This is a genomic window from Streptomyces sp. NBC_00989, assembly GCF_045162655.1.
Taxonomy (GTDB): domain Bacteria; phylum Actinomycetota; class Actinomycetes; order Streptomycetales; family Streptomycetaceae; genus Streptomyces.
The window spans coordinates 6,820,887-6,842,569 of sequence record NZ_CP108728.1 but is presented as its reverse complement, the minus strand read 5'-3'; the positions used below and the strand labels follow the sequence as shown (position 1 = coordinate 6,842,569).

The window sequence follows — 21,683 nt, the reverse complement described above, 5'->3', positions numbered from 1 at the left end:
CGAGAGCGGCGGGGCCCGTCGAACGTCTCGGCGGGCCCCGCTGCCGTAACGGCGAAGGGACTCAGTGCTCGGCGGGGTGCTGGGCTGGGCCTCCCGGAGTCGCCTCGCTGTCCGCGCCCTTCGTCGCTTCGGACTCGCTGTAGATGTCGGGTTCGAGGTAGATCACGCGGGCGATCGGGACGGCTTCACGGATGCGGGACTCGGCGGCGTTGATCGCGGTGGCGACCTCCGTGGCCGTGTCGTCGTGCTGGACGGCGATCTTGGCGGCGACGAGCAGTTCCTCGGGGCCGAGGTGGAGGGTGCGCATGTGGATGATGCCGGTGACCGTGTGACCGTCGACGATCGCGGCCTCGATCTTCTTGACGTCCTCGATGCCGGCGGACTCGCCGAGCAGCAGGGACTTGGTCTCGGCGGCCAGGACCAGCGCGATCAGGATGAGCAGGATGCCGATGCAGAGCGTGCCGATGCCGTCCCAGACGCCGTCGCCGGTGAGCAGGGCCATGCCGACGCCGCCGAGGGCGAGGACCAGACCGATGAGCGCGCCGAAGTCCTCCAGGAGGACGACCGGCAGCTCGGGGGCCTTGGCGCGGCGGATGAACTGCGACCAGGAGTGCGTGCCGCGCAGTTCGTTCGACTCCTTGATGGCCGTACGGAAGGAGAAGCCCTCGGCGATGATCGCGAAGACCAGGACGCCCACCGGCCAGTACCAGTGCTCGATGTCGTGCGGGTGCCTGATCTTCTCGAAGCCCTCGTAGACGGCGAACATGCCGCCGACGGAGAAGAGGACGATCGAGACGAGGAAGGCGTAGATGTACCGCTCGCGGCCGTAGCCGAAGGGGTGTTGCGGGGTGGCCTCGCGCTGGGCCTTCTTGCCGCCGATCAGGAGCAGGGCCTGGTTGCCGGAGTCCGCGAGGGAGTGGACGCCCTCGGCGAGCATCGAGGACGAGCCGCTGAAGGCGAACGCCACGAACTTCGATGCCGCGATCGCGAGGTTGGCGCCGAGTGCCGCCACGATCGCCTTGGTGCCGCCTGACGCGCTCATGTGTTCGCGGTGTCCCTTCGCCTTCATACGTCTGCGCCGGACGTCTACCCCGGATGGGGCGTCCGACCGTCTTTGCCCGTCCTTTGCCGGTGGGCCATTCTTGCAGCCCTGCCCGGCGACGGCTCGTCAGGTATCCACAGGCCCGGTCATACGATCACAGTGGCGCGGAAGACCGTGCCGGCTCCGGACACCTCGGCCGTGTCTCCCGCCGGGACGAACACCGACTGACCGGGCGCCAGTTCGAACTCGCCCGCTTTCACCGCGCCGGCCGTGCAGAGCAGGATCTGCGGGGTGTCGAGGGTGAGGTCGTGGGCGCCGGCGCCCTCCGGGAGGACGTACCGGGACAGCCGGAACTCGTCTATGGGGGTCTCGTAGACCTCCTCGCCGTCCGGGGACGCCTCGGGGCGCAGTACTCCGGGGTCGCTCGCCTCGAAGTTGACGATGCGCAGGAGTTCGGGGACGTCGACGTGCTTGGGCGTGAGGCCGCAGCGCAGGACGTTGTCGGAGTTGGCCATGATCTCGACGCCGAGGCCGTCGAGGTAGGCGTGCGGGATGCCGGCGCCGAGGAACAGGGCCTCGCCGGGCTGGAGTCGGACGTGGTTCAGGAGCATGGCCGCGATGACACCGGGGTCGCCCGGGTACTGGTGGGCGATGTCGGCGTAGGGCTCGTAGTCGCCACCCAGGCGCGTGCAGGCGGTCGCCGCCGCGGTGACCGTGTGGCGCATCTCCTCGGGGTCGGCGGTGAGGATCGCCGTGAGGACCTCGCGCAGGGCGGCTTCCTCGGGGTGTGCGTGCAGGAGATCGACGTACGGCTTCAGGGAGTCGACGCCGAGGCCGGCGAGCAGGTCGGCGGCGCGCAGCGGGTCGCGGAAGCCGCACAGGCCGTCGAACTCCGTGAGTGCGCAGATCAGTTCGGGCTTGTGGTTGGCGTCCTTGTAGTTGCGGTGCGGGGCGTCCACGGGGATGCCCCGGCGCTCCTCGTCGGCGTAACCCTCCTTCGCCTGCTCCAGGTTGGGGTGCACCTGGAGGGAGAGCGGGGCGCCGGCGGCGAGGATCTTCAGCAGGAAGGGCAGTCGCGGGCCGAACTTCGCCACCGCCTTCTCCCCCAACTCCCGCTCCGGAGCCGCCTCGATGACCTCGACGAGCGTCCCGCGCGCGGTGCGTGAGGGTGCCCCCGGGTGCGCGCCCATCCACATCTCCGCCTGCGGTTCACCGTTCGGTTCGACGCCGAGCAGCTTGGGGATGGCGGTGGCGGAACCCCAGGCGTAGGGGCGGACGGTGTTGTCGAGGCGGTCCATGTGGCTCTCTACCGGTTCTCTCTGCGTACGACCCGAGGACGACCTGGGTACGACGTGGCTTCGCGCCCCGTACGACGGTGTACGGCGGCTCAGGGCTTCGGCGACAAGATCAGGCGCCCGAGGCGAGCGCCAGGTAGACGGCGGCGAAATCCGTCATGGCGATCAACTCCGCGAGGGTCTCCAGCTCGCCGCCCTCCTCGGGCTCCAGCTCGCTGATCGGCGTGTCGTGGCTGAGGGCCAGGTCACGGGCGGTCGGAGCGGCTGTGAGGCCGCCGATCGGACGGTCCCGGAGCAGCACCACGCGTGCGTGCAGCGCGGGTGCCTCGTCGACGCGGTCGCGGAAGAAGTCGTCGGGGTCGGCGCTGGCGGCGAGCGGGCCGGCCAGCAGCGCGTTGTGCTCGGCGAGCGCCTCGGGCAGTTCGGAGACGAGCGCGGGGCGACCGGCCAACTCCGCGAGCGCGGCGGCGAATCGGCGGCCCGCCGGACCGGCCGACATGCCCTCGGTCCAGATCACCGGGAGCGAGTCGGCGAGTTCGGCGGCCAGGGTCTTCGCGGGGTTGCTGTACGTCGCGACGGCGGGCCCGCAGCGCTCGGCGACCAGGTCGAGCCGGTCGGCGACCTTCTCCAGGGCCTCCGGCGGCGCGCTGAGCAGTCCGGTGCGGTCCAGGATCGCGAGAAGCGGCGTGAGCAGCGCCCAGAGGACTCCGGGGGCGGAGGCGGCCAACGGCTCGTCGTGTTCGTACGGTGCGGTCGCCATCGGTACGAAGAGGCCGTGGGCGCCGTCCACCGCCTCGCTGAGGGGGCTGCGGGTCGGTGCTACGGCGACGACGGTGCAGCCGCGGCGGTAGGCCTGTTCGGCGAGCAGGGACAGGCCGGGTTCGGTGCCGTCCGGGGTGGTGATCAGCAGCAGGTCCACGGAGCCGGCCCAGCCCGGGAGTTCCCAGCGCAGGGCGCCGGCCGCGGGGGCGACGCCGGTCGGTGCCAGGCGGGTGACGGGGCTGCTGGCACCGGCGAGCCTGCCGAGCAGGTCGGCGACGCAGGTGGCGGCGGCTCCGGGGCCCGCGATCAGGATGGCGCGGGGGCGGCCGTCCGGTTTCAGGTCGTGGACGCCGGCCTCGGCGGCGTGCCGGGCGGCTGTGCGCACTCTGGCACCGGCTTCGGCGGCACCGCGGAGCAGGGCTCGGCGGTCGGCCTCGGCCAGTGCCTCCGGGGTGTCGAGCAGCGATTCGTCGAGCATGGGCGGCGGCCTCCGATCGCGTCGTCGTCGGTTACGCGGGGTGGCGGGCCTCGTCGACGAGCAGTACGGGGATGCCGTCCCGGACGGGGTAGGCCAGGCCGCAGTCCTCGCCGGTGCAGATCAGCTCGGTGTCCTGCTCCTTGAGGGGGGCGTGGCAGGCCGGGCAGGCCAGGATCTCCAGGAGGCCGGCTTCGAGCGGCATGGGGGTTCCCTTCGGGCGGGTGTCGACGACTGTCTGCGACGCTTGGGCGGATGTGCCTGGTCAGGGTACCGCCGGTGGGATGCGTGCGCCGGGGTTGGGGCCGACGTCCCTGAGGGCTGCGCCCCCGGACCCCCCTTCGGCCTGAACGGCCTCGTCCTCAAACGCCGGACGGGCTGGATGAGGCCGGCCGGAATCAAAAGCGAGCGCCGGAGGGGCTGCGTGTCCCGACCGGCGCCGACCAGCACCATCAGCCCCTGATGATCCCCAGCACCTCGTCCCGCACCTTCCCCATCGTCGCCTCGTCCCGCGCCTCCGCGTTCAGGCGCAGCAGCGGTTCCGTGTTGGACGGGCGGACGTTGAACCACCAGTCGGTGGAGGAGATGGTGAGGCCGTCGAGTTCGTCGAGGGTCAGGTCGGTCCGGTCCTCGTAGGCGGCGCGGATCGCGGCGAGGCGGGCCTGTTGGTCGTCGACCGTGGAGTTGATCTCGCCGGAGCCCACGTAGCGGTCGTACTGGGCCACCAAGGCGGACAGGGGGCCGTCCTGGCCGCCCAGCGCCGCGAGGACGTGGAGAGCCGCCAGCATGCCCGTGTCGGCGTTCCAGAAGTCCTTGAAGTAGTAGTGCGCGGAGTGCTCGCCGCCGAAGATCGCGCCGGCCTTCGCCATCTCGGCCTTGATGAAGGAGTGGCCCACGCGCGTGCGTACCGGTGTGCCGCCGTTCTCCTTGACGACCTCGGGGACCGACCAGGAGGTGATCAGGTTGTGGATGATCACGCCCTTGCCGCCGTTCCTGGCCAGCTCGCGCGAAGCCACCAGGGCGGTGATCGCGGACGGTGAGACGGGGTTGCCGTTCTCGTCGACCACGAAGCAGCGGTCGGCGTCGCCGTCGAAGGCGATGCCGAGGTCGGCGCTCTCCTCGCGGACGCGTGCCTGGAGGTCGACGATGTTCGCCGGGTCGAGCGGGTTGGCCTCGTGGTTCGGGAACGTGCCGTCCAGCTCGAAGTACATCGGGACGAGCGTGAGCGGCAGGCCGGCGAACACGGTCGGGACCGTGTGACCGCCCATGCCGTTGCCCGCGTCGACGACGACCTTCAGGGGGCGGATGGAGGTCAGGTCGACGAGGCCGCGGAGGTGCGCCGCGTAGTCCTCCAACGTGTCCCGCTTCGTGATCGTTCCCGTCGGTCCGGAGACCTCCGGCGCTCCCGAGTCCAGCCAGGACTCGACGAGTTGGCGGACCTCCGCGAGGCCGGTGTCCTGGCCGACGGGGGCCGCGCCCGCCCGGCACATCTTGATGCCGTTGTACTTCGCCGGGTTGTGCGAGGCCGTGAACATGGCGCCGGGCAGGTCGAACGCGCCCGACGCGTAGTACAGCTGGTCCGTGGAGCACAGGCCGATCTCGGTCACGTCGACGCCACGCGCCGCCGCTCCGCGCGCGAAGGCCGCGGACAGGCCCGGGGACGAGGGCCGCATGTCGTGTCCGGTCACGATCGCGCTCGCGCCGGTCACTTGGACGAAGGCCGCTCCGAACAGCTCGGCCAACGACTCGTCCCACTGGTCCGGGACGACGCCCCGTACGTCGTACGCCTTCACAAGCTGTGACAGATCAGCAGACACGGCCAACCCTCCAGAAAGTCCTATCGGTCGCCTCAAACTACCCGCCAGGACCGACGTGCGACGCGCGGCAACCGAGCCGTCCACACACCGTTACCTCAGCTCAGGGCAGCACCCATCAAGGAGGCGGCGATGTCGGTGAGTTGGGAGGACGGGCCGAGTGAATCGTTGAACGACCGCAGCACCGACCGAAAGAATCGTTGAACAACCGGATCGTTGATCTAACTCCGCGACGGAGACGGTCAGTTGTCCACGGACACGACGGACGCGGTCAGTTGTCCGGTGAGCGCAGCACCCGAAGATGCCCCCGACGTGCGACCTCCATCGGGTCCACCGTACGGGCCCCGCCTCCACCACCTGCGCCCGCCGCCCGCTCCTGGGGGCGGGCCGCCTCGCGCACCGCGTTGGCGAGCGCTTCCAGGTCGTCGCCGCTCGGGCGGGCCGGAGCGGAGCTGTCGAGGAGGCGGACGACTTCCCAGCCGCGGGGCGCGGTGAGGCGCTCGGAGTGCTCGGCGCACAGGTCGTAGCAGTGGGGTTCGGCGTAGGTGGCGAGCGGGCCGAGGACCGCGGTCGAGTCGGCGTAGACGTACGTCAGCGTCGCGACGGCGGGGCGGCCGCAAGCGGTGCGCGAACAGCGACGTACAGGGCTCACGACGTTGGACGGTACCGCACTCTTGAACGGGCCGCGACGACTCTCCCCCAGGTCACCCCACCGTGTCGGGCTGTGAAACGCCCCACGCACCTCACCGGCAACACGCCCCTGACCTGCGCGGACGCCCCTTCCCGAGATCTCGAACGGGGTCGAACCCGGTCACCACTCGGCACAAACACCGTCAATTGCCTTGAGAGGGACGGTCTTCGAGACATACGGAATCGAGCCCAACCTTGGCCGGAATGGTCATCCGGCGACATGGCCTGCGGAGGGCCGGACGGCGAGTGGAGTCCGGCGGGCGCACTCGGCGGGGACTACGCTTCACCAGTGATGGACACCCCCGTACCGCCCTCCGCCGCCGGCCCCGGGCCCCGCCGCCGCGATCGCCACGGCCGGGGCATGCGCGGCCCGATCGCGCCGCCCCAGGTTCCGCTCGCCGCGAGCCGCGCCGACGCGTTCGCGGATCTGGTGCAGGACTCAGTGGAGCGCCTGGAGCGACGCTGGCCGCAGTTGTCCGACATCGATTTCCTCGTCCTGGAAGTCCCTCGGCTGGGTGGTGCGGGCGAGGGCTGGAACGACGAGTCGGTGCCCCTGGGGGGCACGATCGCCGCCCGCGAGGGCCAGCCCGCGCGCGTGGTGATCTACCGGCGTCCGGTCGAGATCCGTACGAAGGGGCGCGACGAACGGGCCGCCCTCGTCCACGAGATCGTCGTGGAGCAGGTCGCCGAACTGCTGGGGCTCACCCCGGAGACGGTCGATCCGCGCTACGGAGAGGACTAGCGCCCTCCCCGCAGCGCCCTCCCCGCGCGCGTGCCGCGAACCGCTACTTCTGAAGCACCGACAGATCCTCGTCCGTCTGCGGCACCGACACCGTCCCCCGGTCGTCGGGCAGCGTCTGGATCGTGAAGCCCGGTACGCCCTCCTCGGTCGCCGACAGTGTGCGGGCCGCGTACACCGGGCCGCCCGACTGCGGTTCGACCGTCAGTGCGTAGGTGCCCTTCAGGCCGCCGGGGACCGGGAGTTCGACGTCCTGGGTCGTACCGGCCTTGATCGTGTAGGTCTTCGAGACGGGGGTGCCGCCGCCGCTGCCCGCGGACGCGGTGACCTTGACGGTCGCGGTGCGGGTGGGGGCGACCAGAGACAGGGTGGAGCCCTTGGCACTGTTGTCGGCGGACGTCGCGCGCGTGCCGACCTGGGCGGTCGCGGGGATGAACGCCGTCTCCTGCTTGCTGCCCTTGCCCCGTACGACCTTCAGGGCGGCGACGATCGGCACGGACTGGTCGGTCGGTGTCAGGACCAGGGAGCCCGGGTCGCCGCGCGTGACGTCGCCCAGGTCGACGGCGGTCGTCATGCCCGCCTTCACGTGCACGGTCTCGTGCCCGGCCGGCGTGATCATCCCGGTGGGTGAGGACAGCCGTACCTTCAGGTCGGCGTCCGAGTCGCCCGGCGTGAAGGCGATCAGCCGCACCGAGGTGGCGTCCTTGGGGATGCCCGGCATGACCAGGCTGCCGGCCGGGTCCGTGGACGCGGCCAGCCAGTCGCCGCCGAGCTTGGCGTCGAGCGCCTGCACGGACGCGCCGACCCGGCCGCTGCGCACGCTCACGTGCACGGTCAGGTCGGTCTCCTGGTCGTCGGTGAGCGTGGACAGCAGGATCGGCTCGCTGGCGTGCGGCTCGACCGTGATGCCCTCCCCCACCGTCGACTTGAGGTCGCCGTCCTTGCCGTAGAGCTCGATGTCGACGACGGCGGCGGAGTCGTCCGGGTTGGTGAGGTGCACGTAGTCGGTGCGGTCGGCGGAGGTGCTGGCGCCGGGGAACCAGAACTCGGTGTCCGGAGCGGTGCAGTTGACGCCCTGGAGGCCGCGTCCGTTGCCCGCGGCGACCTCGGTGGTCTCCTGGACGGTCCAGCCGGGCGCGTACTTGCCCTCGGCGGTGCCGAGCAGCGCGGGCGCGTCGGCGCCGGAGCTGTCGCCGGTGGCCGGGGTGCCGGGGTCCTTGGGTTCCAGGACGGGCTTGGCGGGCTTCTTCTTGCTGCTCGTGCCGTCGCCCGACTCCTCGGTGGCGGACTGGAGTTCGCCCTTGCCGCTGCTGTCCGTGCCTGCCGTGACGGGCGTGAAGGACGTGTACGACGTGTCGGCGAGGTCGGAGGTGCTCGGAGCCGGGCAGAGCAGGCTGGTGCGCTCCACGGGCAGCTGGGCGGCCGCCTTGGCGGTGCCGGCGCCGGACGCGGCCGGTGCCTTCATCTCGGCGAACCCGGTGACGGCGGCGAGCGCGACCACGCCGGCGAGGAGGGACAGGGCGGGGCGGTTCACTGCTGGCTCCCGTCGGGGCGCTCATTGCTGTGCGGTTGTTGCTGCTGGGCCGGGTCGTACGTCGGGTCGTAGGCGGGGTCGTAGTTCGGGTCGTAGCCCTGGTTCGGCCCCTGGTTCTGGTCGTACGTCGGGTCGTACGCCGGTGTCGCGGGTTGGCCGCCGTAGGCGTACGGGTCGTACTGGCCGGCCTGGGCGCCCTGGTAGGGGTCCGCCTGGTACGACTGGTCGTAAGTACCCGGTGGGTACTGCTCGCCTGCCTGGTACTGCTCGCCGCCGTAGGTGCCGTACTCGGCGCCCGCGTAGCTCGCCGCGTCCCACTCGCCGTAGGACTGCTGTTGCGGGATCGCGGCGACGGCCTCCTCCTCCGGAGGAGGAGTGGCGCCCGCGGCGAACGCGTCGAACTGACCGGTGTCCGCGGGGTCGTCGACCTGGTCGGTGGACTCGGCCTCCGCCTGGGCGCGCAGGCGGCGGGCCCGGCGGCCCTCGCCCGCGACCGCCTGGGCCGGGATCAGCTCCTCCTCGGGGAGGTCGTCGTCGATCTCGCGACGGCGGCCCGGGAGGGCGAGCACGACGAGGACGAGGGCGAGCGCGCCCTGTGTCCACAGCCACGCGGTGTGCCCGATCGGGTCGTCGTAGGTGACGTCCAACTTGCCGCCGGAGGCGGGGAGTTGGAAGCCCTGGGCCCAGCCGTCGACCGTGGTGCGGGTGAGCGGCTCGCCGTCCAGGGTGGCCGTCCAGCCCGTGGCGGCCGAGTCGGCGAGGCGCAGAACGCGGCCGGTGGCACCGGACGGGATCGTGGTGTGGATGTCGACGGGTCCGGCGGCGACGGGCTTCGGGGCGGCGGAGCCGGCGACGATCGCCGCGCGGGAGACCTCCTCGTTCACCCGCCACAGGGCGCTGCCGTCGGCCTGGCTGAGCCTGCTGAGGCCGGGAGTGGCGTCCAAGATGCGGCTGACCTCGCGGGGCGCGCCCTTGTGGACGAGGACGTAGCGCACGGCGAAGCCGCCGAGTTCGTCGGCCTGGTCGGCGCCGGAGCCGGCGACGAGGTTGGCGACGACCTTGTCGAGCTTGGTGTTCTCGCCGTCCGCCGCGGCGAACTCACCGTCTCCCATGCGGGCGCCGGAGCCGCGCACCAGCATGTAGCCGACGTGCGCGGCGGAGTCGCTGTCGAGGACGAGGGTGCGGGCCTGGTCCTGGGTCCCGCTCTCCTCGGCGACGAACGCGGGCACCTGGGTCGGGTCGTGGCGTTCCAGGGGGCCGTCGGCGCCGCGGATCATCCAGCCGGCGGCGACGAGCAGCGGGCCCGCGGCCGAGGCGAAGGCGATCAGGACGGCCACCGGCTGGCGCCAGCCGAAGCTCTGCTCGGCCACACGCGCGCGTGCCCCGTCAGCGCCGAGCGCGGCGGCGGCGAGGAGGGCGAGGCCGTAGACGAGGGTCGCGGGGCCCGCCCAGGTGGAGCTGTTGGACAGGACGGCGAAGACGAGGCCCACCAGGGCGACGCCCCAGGCCGTCCAGATGCCGAACTGACGCTCAGTGCGCAGCAGGGCGGCGAGCGCGGCCAGGACGATGCCGACGAGCATCAGGCCGCTGACCGTGCCGGGGCCGCCCGGGCTGGCGCCGAGCAGGTCGAGGGGGGACGCGGACCCGGAGCCGTACTCCAGGCCTGCCTGCTGGAAGAAGCCGAACGGGAGCAGGGTCAGCGACCAGGGCGCCAGGATCAGCAGCGGGGTGCCGTACTGGGCCAGGAAGCGCGGTCCGTAGCCGACGAGGTCGCCGCGGCGCACGGCCAGCAGCGCGACGCCCAGGAGCAGCGTGATGGGCCAGATGATCGGCGTGAAGGCCGTGGTGATCGTCAGGAGCAGGGCGTACGCCCAGGTGGCGCGCCAGCTGCCGCGGGACCCGGAGGTGTGGGTGAGGCCGCTGGCCGCGATGCCCGCGCGGGCCATCAGCGGGAGCAGTATGGCCAGGACGGCGGTGCCGATGTGGCCGCCCGCGAGGGCGCCTGTGGCGGCGGGCAGGAAGGCGTAGACGACGGCCGCCCACGCGCGCAGCAGCCGGGACTCGACGAGCGGGCGGGAGGCGAAGTAGGCGGTGAACCCGGCGAGCGGGACCGAGGCGACCAGCAGGACCGTGACCGCGAGGCCGGTCGAGCCGAAGAGCAGCGAGGAGAGCATCGCGACGAGCGCGAGGTACGGCGGCGCGGACGGGGTGCCGCCGACGCCCACCGGGTGCCAGGAGTCCAGGAAGCGGGACCACAGCTCGCTGGAGTCGCCCGGGGCTGGCAGCAGCGCGCCGCCCGTGAGCGCGCCGCTGGCGAGCAGGCCGCGGCAGGCGACGAGCGAGACGAGCAGCAGCACCAGGAACAGCACCGGGCCCGGCTTGCGGGCGATGCGCTTCACGCGCGCGAACTGCTCGATCTCCAGGAAGTCCGCGTCGTCGCCGCCGGGTCCGGACTCGACGGCGCCGCCGTGCCGGCCGGCTCCGGAGGTGATCTCGGGGTCGGAGGTGTCGACGAAGCTGGCGGCGGCCTGTTCGAAGGTGGCCCGCACGGTCGCGCCGGGCGGCGGGAACAGGGGCCGCAGTTCGGCCTTGTCGATCTGCGCGCCGCTTCGCCTGCGCCGCCCGGCGAGGATCCGCTCGGGGCGCAGCAGGGTCCCCAGGAGGCCGCGGATCTCGTCGAGGGCCTGTCCGGGAACCTTGCCGACGAGGTTGGCGACAGTGCGCAGCAGGGTGCCGACGACGACCCTGAAGAGGACCCAGGGCAGCACGGACGTACGGCTGTTGACGAGCAGGGTGTAGACGGCGCCGGCCTTGTCGACCTTGTGCGGGGAGGCGACGGTGCGCCCCGCGCAGTCGACGGCGCGGCGCTCGCGGGAGGCCGCCTCGGCGTGCCGTACGACCGCCTCGGGGGCGACGAGGACGCGGTGGCCGGCGGCGGTGGCGCGCCAGCACAGGTCGACGTCGTCGCGCATCAGGGGCAGCCGGCGGTCGAAGCCGCCGAGTTCGTCGAAGACGTCGCGCCGGACGAGCATGCCGGCGGTGGACACGGACAGCACGGGCCGTACGTGGTCGTGCTGGCCCTGGTCCTGTTCGCGGCGGTCGAGGCCGGTCCAGCGGCGGCCGGAGTGGGCGATGGTGACGCCGACCTCCAGCAGCTGCCGCCGGTCGTACCAGCCGCGCAGCTTGGGGCCTACGACGGCCACGTCGTCGCGGCCCAGTTCGTACTCCTGGTCCACGACCCGCAGCAGTTGCGCCAGGGCGTCCGGCTCCGGGGCGGAGTCGTCGTGCAGCAGCCACAGCCACTGGACGGGTTCGCCGTACGGGAGTTCGGGCATGTCGTAGGCGTCGTCGCGCCACGTGCGCGTGACGGGGTCCCAGCCGCTGGGGCGCTTCAGGTACGGCAGCTCGTCCGGGGTCAGCAGCGGTGCGGTGCGGTTGGCCTCCTCGACGGCCTGGCCGAAGCCGGTGCGCCGGGCGAGGTGGAGCACGCGGTCGGCGCCGAGGGCGTCGGTGACCAGCTGGGCGGAGTCGTCCGCGCTGCCGGTGTCGGCGGCCATGACGCTCTGCACGGGGCGCTCCTGACCGAGCAGCCCGGCGAGCGCGTCGGGCAGCCAGCGGGCGCCGTCGTGGGAGACGAGCACCGCGGTCACCACGTGACGCGGGAACTCAGGAGTGGCAGCGTCGTGTTGGGCTGCCGTGTGGCTGTGCACGGACATCGAGGTACGGGCCCCGGTTCGATGGACTGCGGTGGACGCCCGCGTCCCGAGGGGACTGCGATACGTCTCGGACGAGCGCCCACACTATCGGCTGGGCATGGCGACGGCCCGCCGCCTGTGGATAACCCAGCTGCGACGGGCCGTTCAGTACGTCCCGAGGTATGTCTTGAGGTGTGCCGTCCGGCTTCAGACGGCGGCCTTCTTGAGCCGACGGCGTTCCCGCTCGGAGAGGCCGCCCCAGATGCCGAAGCGTTCGTCGTTGGCGAGGGCGTATTCGAGGCACTCGGAGCGGACCTCGCAGGCCAGGCAGACCTTCTTGGCCTCGCGGGTGGAGCCGCCCTTCTCGGGGAAGAAGGACTCGGGGTCGGTCTGGGCGCACAGCGCGCGCTCCTGCCAGCCGAGTTCCTCGTCCGCGTCGTCGACCAGCAGTTGCTGCACCAGCTCGGTCATGTGCGCCCCTCGTCTGTCTTTCGCGTCCCCGTGATGTAGCCGTTACCGATGTCGGCTGAACGACACGAGTGAAATTACAAGTGTGCTGCTCCGGGCGAGTCAAGCCGAGATCTGCTATTGGGCCCCTTATTCACTCTGCGGAACCAAGGGCTAGCGGAAAGTGTTCAAATCGGCATAAACCTTGACAAGCAGAAGAGACCCCCCGAGCGCCTCCTACCCCGAGACGGAGCCTGTACGGGGGAGGACGCCCAGGAGTTCGATCTCGTTCCACTGGGGTTTGTGCGCCCGGTTGTGCGCCATGTGTCCCGGTAGACGCATGAACAAACCTTTCAGCTGGGAGATGAACCGGATGAGGTGAAACATGTCCCACATACCGGGCGTCGAGTTGACAGTGCGGGTGTGAACCGCTGTCCTTGTGGGCATGCTCGCGAACTTGGCACTCACCTCGACCCGCACCGCCGGGTCCCTCGGTGCTGCCCACGCTCGCTGTAGCTGTTGTTGCTGTTCCGGCTGTTGAGCCCCACGCGCTCCGGCCCCACTTGCTTGTCTGTTTGGTGACACCCAACCCCCGCCGTTACTTACTTACGCCGAGGAACCACCGCACCCCCATGAACAGCGACAGCGACCTCCAGATCGCCGGCGACATCCTCGAAGTCCCGCACCTTCTCCAGCCGCCGCGCGAACACCCTGCCACCGTGGCCGAGTTCGTTGGCCTGGCGCGCTCCCTCGCGGCCGACCGCGCCCAGTGGGAGCACCTCGTCGAGTACGACGCGACGACCCGCTGGTACCACCGGCTGCACACCGGCCCCGGCTACGAGGTGTGGCTGCTGTCCTGGGTGCCCGGACAGGGCAGCGGGCTGCACGACCACGGCCGCTCCTCCGGTGTGCTGACCGTCCTGGACGGCACGCTGACCGAGCGCACCGAACGGGGCACGCGCGCGTTGGGGGCGGGCGCGCAGCGGGTGTTCGCGCCGGGGTACGTCCACGAGGTCGTCAACGACACCCTCGAACCGGCCATAAGCCTGCACGTCTACTTCCCGGGCCTGACCGAGATGCCGATGCACACGGCCTGCGCGCGGCGCACCGGGTCCGAACCGGTCGATGCCGTGACCGCCTGATCGGAACCGGTCACGTGGTGGCCGTCCGGCCCTCGATGCGGTGACTGCCTGCCGCGTTGTCACACCCGCCTGCAAGACTTGTCCCCATGCGCATTGTGGTTCTGGCAGGCGGTATCGGTGGTGCCCGGTTCCTGCGCGGTCTCAAGCAGGCCGTGCCGGACGCGGACATCACGGTGATCGGCAACACGGGGGACGACATCCACCTCTTCGGGCTGAAGGTCTGCCCGGACCTCGACACGGTGATGTACACGCTCGGCGGCGGCATCAACGAGGAGCAGGGCTGGGGTCGCGCCGACGAGACCTTCCACCTCAAGGAGGAGCTCGGGGCGTACGGGGTCGGGCCCGAGTGGTTCGGGCTCGGCGACCGGGACTTCGCCACGCACATCGTGCGGACCCAGATGATCGGCGCCGGCTTCCCGCTGAGCGCGGTCACCGAGGCACTGTGCGACCGGTGGCAGCCCGGGGTGCGGCTGATCCCCATGACGGACGACCGCGTCGAGACGCATGTCGCCGTCGAGGTGGACGGCGAGCGCAAGGTGATCCACTTCCAGGAGTACTGGGTACGGCTGCGCGCGTCGGTGGCCGCCGAGGCGGTCGTGCCGGTCGGGGCCGAGCAGGCCAAGCCCGCGCCCGGCGTCCTGGAGGCGATCGCGGAGGCGGACGTCATCCTCTTCCCGCCGTCCAACCCGGTCGTCTCCGTCGGCACCATCCTCGCCGTGCCCGGCATCCGGGAGGCGATCGCCGAGGCCGGGGTGCCCGTGGTCGGCCTCTCCCCGATCGTCGGGGACGCGCCCGTGCGCGGGATGGCCGACAAGGTGCTCGCGGCGGTGGGCGTGGAGTCCACGGCCACGGCGGTGGCCGAGCACTACGGCTCGGGGCTCCTCGACGGCTGGCTCGTCGACACCGTGGACGCGGCCGCCGTAGCGGAGGTCGAGGCGGCCGGGATCCGCTGCCGGGCCGTGCCGCTGATGATGACCGACACCGAGGCGACCGCGCGGATGGCGCGGGAGGCGCTGGCGCTGGCGGAGGAGGTGCGGGCGGTATGAGCGAGGTGGCGCCGGTGGAGGGGTACCGGGTCTGGGCGGTGCCCGGGATGCCCGAGGTGGCGGCCGGGGACGATCTGGCCAAGCTGATCGCCGCGGCCGAGCCCGGGCTCGTCGACGGGGACGTGCTGCTCGTCACCTCGAAGATCGTGTCCAAGGCGGAGGGGCGGATCGTGGAGGCGGCCGACCGGGAGGCCGCGATCGACGCCGAGACCGTACGGGTCGTGGCGCGGCGCGGGCCCCTGCGGATCGTGGAGAACCGGCAGGGGCTGATCATGGCCGCCGCCGGTGTCGACGCCTCCAACACCCCTGCCGGGACCGTGCTGTTGCTGCCCGAGGACCCGGACGCGTCCGCGCGCGCGATCCGCGACGGGCTGCGGGACGCGCTCGGCGTCACCATCGGCGTCGTCGTCACCGACACCTTCGGGCGACCGTGGCGCACGGGGCTCACCGACGTCGCGATCGGCGCCGCCGGGGTGCGCGTGCTGGACGATCTGCGCGGGGGCACGGATGCCTACGGCAATCCGCTGAGCGCGACGGTCGTGGCCACGGCGGACGAACTGGCCGCCGCCGGTGATCTCGTCAAGGGCAAGGCCGCGGGGTTGCCGGTCGCCGTGGTGCGGGGGCTGCCGCATGTCGTGGCCTCCGAGGACGACGGGTTGGGCGCGCGGGCGATGGTTCGGGGCGGGCGTGACGACATGTTCCGGCTCGGGACGTCGGAGGCGGTACGGGAGGCGGTGACCCAGCGTCGTACGGTGCGGGCCTTCACCGACGAGGCGGTCGATCCCGGTGCCGTACGGCGGGCCGTGGCCGCGGCGGTGACCGCGCCGGCGCCGCATCACACGACGCCGTGGCGGTTCGTGCTGCTGGAGTCCGCGGAGTCGCGGACCTCGCTGCTGGACGCGATGCGGGACGCGTGGATCGCGGATCTGCGGCGGGACGGGAAGTCCGAGGAGTCCATCGCGAAGCGGGTGCGGCGCGGGGACGTGTTGCGCGGGGCGCCGTATCTGGTGGTGCCGTGTCTCGTCATGGACGGGTCGCACACGTACGGGGACGCGCGGCGGGACGGGGCCGAGCGGGAGATGTTCGTGGTGGCGGCGGGGGCCGGCGTGCAGAACTTCCTGGTGGCGTTGGCCGGGGAGCGGCTGGGGTCGGCGTGGGTCTCGTCGACGATGTTCTGCCGGGATGTCGTGCGGAAGGTGTTGGGGCTGCCGGAGGGCTGGGATCCGATGGGGGCGGTGGCTGTGGGGCATGCGGCCGCGTCGCCTGCCGCTCGGGCTGAGCGGGATGCGGGGGCGTTTATCGAGGTGCGGTGAATCGCCGTTGAGGGGGGACCGTATGCGAGTGCGAGTGCAGGTGAGTGGGAGCTGAGCGCGCCCACGCGGCGGAGCCGCATATGGACACAGCCCCGCGCCCCTGAAGGGCGCTACAGCCTAGGCTCGTGACACTCTCGGACCTCTCACATCACCCTGGATCTCACTGTGGCCGGACGATTTGCTCCTCGGCCCACTCGTACGACCGTGCGGGGTGGGGATGTTGTCGTGCCTGGGGGTGTGCCTCGGCAGGTCGGCGAAGCGGGGCGGGTGCGGAGGTGGGTGCCGGACTGGCCGCTTGATCTTGGGCTGGTGCTTGGTCCGCTACGGCGGGGGCCCGGGGATCCCACGTTTCGGGCTACGGCGGACGGGTCCGTGTGGCGGGCCAGTCTTACGCCCGTCGGGCCCGGGACGCTGCGGGTTTCCGCTCACGGGAGTGAGGTGCGCGGGGAGGCCTGGGGGCCGGGGGCGGAGTGGTTGTTGGAGCGGTTGCCGGAGATGCTCGGCGCCGCTGACGATCCTGATGCGTTCGTGCCTCGGCATCGGCTTGTGGCGGTGGCTCGGCATCGGCGGCCGGGGTTGCGGTTGACGCGGACCGGGCTGGTGCTGGAGTCGTTGATTCCGTCGGTACTGGAGCAGAAGGTGACGACCGACGAGGCGTATCGGGCCTGGCGGTTGTTGGTACGGAAGTTCGGGGTGCCGGCGCCTGGGCCTGGTCCTGTCGGCGGGCGGATGTGGGTGATGCCGGCGCCTCGTGCGTGGGCGTTGATTCCGTCGTGGGAGTGGCATCGGGCCGGGGTCGACGACAAGCGGGCCTCGACGATCCTGCGTGCCGTACGGGTCGCTGCGCGGCTTGAGCAGGCGGTGTCGATGTCCGCGGAGGATGCGCGGGCCCGGTTGGAGGTTGTGCCAGGGGTGGGGGTGTGGACGTCCGCGGAGACCGTGCAGCGGAGTCATGGGGCGGCGGATGCGGTGACCGTGGGGGATCTGCATCTGCCCGGGATCGTGGGGTGGGCGTTGGCCGGGGACCGGGATGCGGACGACTCCGTGATGCTGTCGTTGCTGGAGCCGTATGCGGGGCAGCGGCATCGGGCGGCTCGGTTGATTCTGCTGAGCGGACGTACGCCGGCGCGACGGGCACCGAAGATGCCACGGGGTGACATCGGGAAGCTGTGAACTTGCCCGGGGTTTCACGGTTCCACGGGGTCACACCGGGAAGCTGCGAAGTCACCGGGATCCCACCCACCGTCCCTGGGGGCTCCGCCCCCAGACCCCCAAGCCTATGCCCACCCACCACCCGACTCGGTGGGTTCAGAGGTGGGCCAACGACAGACTCGGTGGGCCGGGAGGTGCACCGGCAACCGACTCGGGGGGGGCGGGAGGTGCACCGGCGATCGACTCGGGGCGAGAAGTTGGCCGGCGCTCGACTCGGTAGGCCGAAAAGTCGGCCGGCGACCGACTCAGTGGACCGAGAAGTCGACCAGCGATCGACTTGGTAGGCCAAGAAGCCGACCGGCAACCGACTCGGTACGGCAAGGCGTCGATCACCGACTGACCCGGCGACCTTGGAAATCTACGACCGTCCGACTCGGTAGGCCCAGGCGCGACAACCGAGCAACTCGGCACGCCCAGAAGCGGACCACCACCAGACCAGGCAGACCTGGAAGTCCGCCGGCGCTCGACTCGGTAGGCCGAGATGTCAGCCGCCGACCGACTCGCTAGGCCTGGACGACGACCTCCGACCGATCCGGCACACCTGAACGTCGACCAGCGACCCACTCGATACGCCGGGACGACGACCACCCACCGACCCGGCACACCTAGACGTCAACCAACGACCCACTCGATACGCCGGGACGACGACCACCGACCACCCCAGCACACCTGGCCGTCGGCACCAGCCACCTCGGCACGCCCCTATCTGGCCCAGCATCCGACTCCCCAGGTCGAACAGCCTCGTCAGCCAAAGGCAGCGGGGCGCAGCCCCCACGGACAGCACCCCTCCCCCTCCCGTCTCCCTCCCCCTACCTACCGCCCCACCACCCCGTCTGCCGCCCCACCACCCCTCACTGATCCGAAGAAAACCGAACCGCCCCCGCCGGGATCCGCGCATCGCACCACACCCGCATGCCGTCCCGGAGTTCGTTGTCGGCGCCGATGATCGCGCCGTCTCCGATGACCGTGCCGGTGAGGATGGAACGTTCGCCTACGACGGCTCGGGTGCCGATGAGGGAGTCGGTGATGACGGCGCCGGGTTCGATGACCGCGCCCGGCAGGATCGTCGAGCCGAAGACCCTCGCGCCCTCCGCGACGAACGCGCCCTCGCCCACCACCGTGCCGCCCGTGAGTTTGGCGTCGTGGGCCACCCTGGCCGTGGGGAGGACCAGGCGGTCCCCGCAGCGGCCGGGGATCGCGGGGGACGGGGCCCGGCCCAGGACCAGGTCCGCCGAGCCTCGGACGAAGGCGGCTGGAGTGCCCAGGTCCAGCCAGTACGTCGAGTCGACCAGGCCCTGCAGATGGGCGCCGGCCGCCAGCAGACCGGGAAACGTCTCCCGTTCCACCGAGACCGGCCGGCCCGCCGGGATCGTGTCGATGATCGAGCGGCGGAAGACGTACGCCCCCGCGTTGATCTGGTCGGTGACGATCTCCTCGGGGGTCTGGGGCTTCTCCAGGAAGGCCAGGACCCGGCCCGTCCCGTCCGTGGGGACCAGGCCGTACGCGCGCGGGTCCGTCACCTTCGTGAGGTGGAGGGAGACGTCCGCGCCCGTCGTCTCGTGGGTGTGGACCAGTGCCCTGATGTCCAGGCCCGTCAGGATGTCGCCGTTGAAGATCAGGACCGGGTCGTCGGGACCCGAGTGGAGACGCGAGGCCACGTTGCGGATCGCGCCGCCCGTGCCGAGGGGCTCGTCCTCCGTGACGTACTCGATGTGGAGGCCGAGGGACGAACCGTCACCGAAGTGCGGTTCGAACACCTCCGCCAGATAGGAAGTGGCCAGGACGATGTGGTCAACGCCCGCCGCTCTCGCTCTCGCCAGCTGATGCGTGAGGAACGGCACCCCCGCCGCCCTGACCATCGGCTTCGGGGTGTGCACCGTGAGCGGGCGCAACCGGGTGCCCTTGCCGCCGACCAGGAGGATCGCTTCTGTCACCTGTCGTCTCTGCTTCCTGCCGGGACCGGCCGAAGTGTTTTTTCGGCCGGCCAGTGTATGCAGACCGTGCACGCGCACAGCTGTGTGTCCGTGCGGCTGCGCGCGTGTTCCGCAGACCCTTCCCGGCCCCCCTGTCGGTCCGCCCCTGTCAGCGGCCCTGGTACCGGGCCGACGTGGAGCGGGCCGAGCCGAGCTTGCCGTAGAGCTGCCGTCCTGGGCACTCCGTGGCGAACCCGTCCCGATGGCCGGAGATCACATTGAGTCGTACGTTCTTTCCTTTTCGGTAGAGATTGCCACCACCGGACTTCAGGTATGTCTTGCCGCGCGGATTGACCCCGTAGAGGCCGAGCTTCCAGGCGGTGAGCTTGGCGATGGCGGTCACTGCCGCCGAGGACGGTTTGGCGCTGCCGAAGGTTCCGAGGACCGCGATCCCCATGCTGTTGGTGTTGAAACCGAGGGTGTGGGCGCCCATGACCGCCTTCGCCACTCCCCCGGCGCGGCCCTCGTAGATGGTCCCGCACTTGTCGACGAGGAAGTTGTAGCCGATGTCGCGCCAGCCACTGCTCTTGACGTGGTAGCGGTAGATACCGCGAATGACTGAAGGCGCTTGCGAGCAGCGGTAGTTGTTGCCGGTGGCGGTGTGGTGCACGAAGGCCGCCTTGACCTGCTTCGTGTACACGAACCCCTTCTCCCGCAGCTTCTCGTCGGCACCCCAGCCGTGCCGGGTGACGATCCGCGGGCGCGGGCCGATGTACGGCTGCAGCTTGGCGCCCAGCGCGACCATGTCCCGTTCCGTGGCCTGCTTGCTCAGTGCCGGGAGCTCGGTGGCGGCGAGGCGGGGGGTGGCGGTGCGGTTGGCGGTCGCGGGGCGGGCGCCCGCGGTTGGGTCTTGTGCCGCGCCTGGGTCCACCAGTTCCAGGTGCAGGCCGGTGGGGAGCGCTGACGGCTGTTCGCCGATGTTTCCTACGGTCCGTGTCGCCGCCGTGTTCGCTCTTACCCGTACGTCCACTCCGTCCGAGTCGCCCACCCACAGCGGGGCCGTGGAGCCGTGGACGTGGCCCGAGTCGCGTTCGGCGGTGCCGGGGTCGGCGCCGTGGTCCTCGTTGTGGGTGTCGATGTCCTGCCAGCCGGACCACTCGCCGGTGCCGGTGGCCCGGGTGCGGACCTGGACCTGGCCGCGCAGTTCGGTGTCGGGGTCGGTCCAGGTGACGCCGACGAGGGAGAAACGGTGGACGTCGTCACGGGTGAGGCCCTGTTCGGGGGCCGCGCCCAGGGTGCGGTCGCGGGTACGGGGGGTGAGGGGCAGCGACTCGGTGCTGCCGGGGAGGTCCGGTGCGGCGGTCGTCGACGCGGTTCTCGCGCCGCTCGTTGACTGCGTCGCCGGTGCCGGTGCCGCAGCGGCGGGCAGGGTGAGCGGGAGGGCCAGTGCGGCCGCGCAGGTGACGCCGATCGAGGAAGCAAGGAATCCACGCATGCCCCTGATCCTGGACATAGTCATACATATCTGTCTATCCGGGAATTGACGGACCGTCGGCTGCCGTTCGTCCGAACCGGTGGTCCGGAGCGCCCGTGCGGGGGCGTGCGGCGACGGGCGTCCGCGTACGCTTGCGCGGGTGAACGCCACCGATCGCACCCCTGCCGACCTGCTGCGTTCCGCGCTCGCCGCGGATCCCGGCCGCCCCCTGGTGACCTTCTACGACGACGCCACGGGGGAACGTGTCGAATTGTCCGTGGCCACCTTCGCCAATTGGGTGGCCAAGACCGCGAATCTCCTTCAGGGGGATCTCGGGGCCGGGCCCGGTGATCGGGTCTCGGTGTTGTTGCCGGCGCACTGGCAGACGGCGGTGTGGTTGCTGGCGTGTTCGTCCGTGGGGGTGGTCGCGGACGTGGGGGGCGATCCCGGCATCGCCGATGTGGTGGTGAGTGGGCCGGAGTCGTTGGAGGCGGCGCGGGCGTGTGGTGGGGAGCGGGTTGCTCTTGCCCTGCGGCCGCTCGGGGGGCGTTTTCCGCAGACTCCGGCCGGGTTTGCCGACTATGCCGTCGAGGTGCCGAGTCAGGGGGATCGGTTTGTTGCGTTCTCGCCGGTTGATCCTGGGGAGCCCGCGTTGGTCGTGGGTGGGGTGGAGTTGACCGGGGCGGAGGTTGTTGAGCGGGCCCTTGCCGACGGGGGTGTGGATGCGGGGGCTCGGGTGTTGTCGGGGCTCTCGTACGACACGTGGGAGGGGTTGAGCTCGGGGTTGTATGCGCCGCTTGCCTCCGGGGGGTCCGTGGTGTTGTGCCGGAATCTTGATCAGCTGGGTGAGGAGTCCTTGGCCAAGCGGGTTGAGAGTGAGCGGGTGACTGTTTCGCGCCTCTGAGAGGGGGTGGCGAAGGTTGTTTGGCGGGTGCGGGCCCGGTGGGGGCTGGTCGCGCCCACGCGGCGGAGCCGCAAATCGACACAGCCCCGCGCCCCTGAAAGCAAAAGGCGACCAGTCACCCGAACGGGTCAGCAACGCCCGCCCTCCCCACCCCATCCACGCCATGGTCGTAAGAGCAGAAGCCGA

The 21,683-nt window shown here is 71.3% G+C and carries 17 protein-coding genes; 6 read left to right on the top strand and 11 right to left on the bottom strand.

Going from position 1 to position 21,683, the window contains the following annotated elements; all coding sequences use genetic code 11:
• Positions 1-61: 61 nt before the first annotated feature.
• From OG714_RS30500 to OG714_RS30475, 6 genes are all read right to left on the bottom strand, one after another.
• Entirely contained in the window at positions 62-1,042 is a 981-nt protein-coding gene (locus tag OG714_RS30500) for a cation diffusion facilitator family transporter (protein WP_406125760.1), read from the bottom strand.
• Positions 1,043-1,188: 146 nt separating this feature from the next.
• The gene (manA, locus tag OG714_RS30495; RefSeq protein WP_406125759.1) at positions 1,189-2,340 is read right to left on the bottom strand and encodes a mannose-6-phosphate isomerase, class I; all 1,152 of its coding nucleotides are present in this window, start codon (positions 2,338-2,340) and stop codon (positions 1,189-1,191) included.
• A gap of 109 nt (positions 2,341-2,449) precedes the next feature.
• Positions 2,450-3,577 carry an SIS domain-containing protein gene (locus OG714_RS30490; RefSeq protein WP_406125757.1) on the bottom strand — a complete coding sequence of 376 codons (1,128 nt, stop codon included), beginning with the start codon at positions 3,575-3,577 and terminating at the stop codon, positions 2,450-2,452.
• 31 nt (positions 3,578-3,608) lie between these two features.
• Positions 3,609-3,779, bottom strand: a complete 171-nt coding sequence (locus tag OG714_RS30485; RefSeq protein WP_019072213.1) for a Trm112 family protein — start codon at positions 3,777-3,779, stop codon at positions 3,609-3,611.
• 247 nt (positions 3,780-4,026) lie between these two features.
• Entirely contained in the window at positions 4,027-5,391 is a 1,365-nt protein-coding gene (locus tag OG714_RS30480; protein ID WP_406125754.1) for a phosphomannomutase/phosphoglucomutase, read from the bottom strand.
• 268 nt (positions 5,392-5,659) lie between these two features.
• The gene (locus OG714_RS30475; RefSeq protein ID WP_406132015.1) at positions 5,660-6,091 is read right to left on the bottom strand and encodes a DUF3499 domain-containing protein; all 432 of its coding nucleotides are present in this window, start codon (positions 6,089-6,091) and stop codon (positions 5,660-5,662) included.
• A gap of 279 nt (positions 6,092-6,370) precedes the next feature.
• On the opposite strand from OG714_RS30475, the gene OG714_RS30470 reads away from it, so the two are divergent.
• The gene (locus tag OG714_RS30470) at positions 6,371-6,820 is read left to right on the top strand and encodes a metallopeptidase family protein (protein ID WP_033286654.1); all 450 of its coding nucleotides are present in this window, start codon (positions 6,371-6,373) and stop codon (positions 6,818-6,820) included.
• Between the two features lie 43 nt (positions 6,821-6,863).
• Here the strand turns inward: OG714_RS30470 and OG714_RS30465 are convergent, their stop codons facing one another.
• The 3 genes from OG714_RS30465 to OG714_RS30455 all read right to left on the bottom strand — a co-directional run bounded on the left by OG714_RS30465 (position 6,864) and on the right by OG714_RS30455 (position 12,517).
• A complete protein-coding gene (locus tag OG714_RS30465) occupies positions 6,864-8,351 on the bottom strand; it encodes a DUF5719 family protein (RefSeq protein ID WP_406125752.1) in 1,488 nt (495 codons plus the stop codon).
• Entirely contained in the window at positions 8,348-12,067 is a 3,720-nt protein-coding gene (locus tag OG714_RS30460; protein ID WP_406125750.1) for a glycosyltransferase, read from the bottom strand. Before OG714_RS30460 ends, OG714_RS30465 begins: the two co-directional genes overlap by 4 nt.
• Positions 12,068-12,253: 186 nt before the next feature.
• On the bottom strand, positions 12,254-12,517 hold the full coding sequence (locus OG714_RS30455; protein WP_003975777.1) for a WhiB family transcriptional regulator: 264 nt from the start codon (positions 12,515-12,517) through the stop codon (positions 12,254-12,256).
• A gap of 608 nt (positions 12,518-13,125) precedes the next feature.
• On the opposite strand from OG714_RS30455, the gene OG714_RS30450 reads away from it, so the two are divergent.
• The 4 genes from OG714_RS30450 (at position 13,126) to OG714_RS30435 (ending at position 17,167) form a co-directional block, all read left to right on the top strand.
• Positions 13,126-13,635: a cysteine dioxygenase gene (locus OG714_RS30450; protein WP_406125748.1), complete on the top strand. Its 510-nt coding sequence runs from the start codon at positions 13,126-13,128 to the stop codon at positions 13,633-13,635.
• An 86-nt stretch (positions 13,636-13,721) separates the two neighbouring features.
• Positions 13,722-14,681 carry a 2-phospho-L-lactate transferase gene (cofD, locus tag OG714_RS30445; protein ID WP_406125747.1) on the top strand — a complete coding sequence of 320 codons (960 nt, stop codon included), beginning with the start codon at positions 13,722-13,724 and terminating at the stop codon, positions 14,679-14,681.
• Positions 14,678-15,994: a coenzyme F420-0:L-glutamate ligase gene (locus OG714_RS30440; protein WP_406125745.1), complete on the top strand. Its 1,317-nt coding sequence runs from the start codon at positions 14,678-14,680 to the stop codon at positions 15,992-15,994. Before cofD ends, OG714_RS30440 begins: the two co-directional genes overlap by 4 nt.
• A gap of 165 nt (positions 15,995-16,159) precedes the next feature.
• Entirely contained in the window at positions 16,160-17,167 is a 1,008-nt protein-coding gene (locus tag OG714_RS30435; protein ID WP_406125743.1) for a DNA-3-methyladenine glycosylase family protein, read from the top strand.
• Between the two features lie 890 nt (positions 17,168-18,057).
• Here OG714_RS30435 and OG714_RS30430 read toward each other — a convergent pair.
• Both OG714_RS30430 and OG714_RS30425 read right to left on the bottom strand, forming a co-directional pair.
• Complete coding sequence (locus tag OG714_RS30430; protein ID WP_406125741.1) at positions 18,058-19,140, bottom strand: sugar phosphate nucleotidyltransferase; 1,083 nt, start codon at positions 19,138-19,140, stop codon at positions 18,058-18,060.
• Positions 19,141-19,288: 148 nt separating this feature from the next.
• Entirely contained in the window at positions 19,289-20,614 is a 1,326-nt protein-coding gene (locus OG714_RS30425) for a peptidoglycan recognition protein (protein ID WP_406125739.1), read from the bottom strand.
• 139 nt (positions 20,615-20,753) lie between these two features.
• On the opposite strand from OG714_RS30425, the gene OG714_RS30420 reads away from it, so the two are divergent.
• Positions 20,754-21,497, top strand: a complete 744-nt coding sequence (locus OG714_RS30420) for a TIGR03089 family protein (protein WP_406125737.1) — start codon at positions 20,754-20,756, stop codon at positions 21,495-21,497.
• The last annotated feature ends 186 nt before the right edge of the window (positions 21,498-21,683 follow it).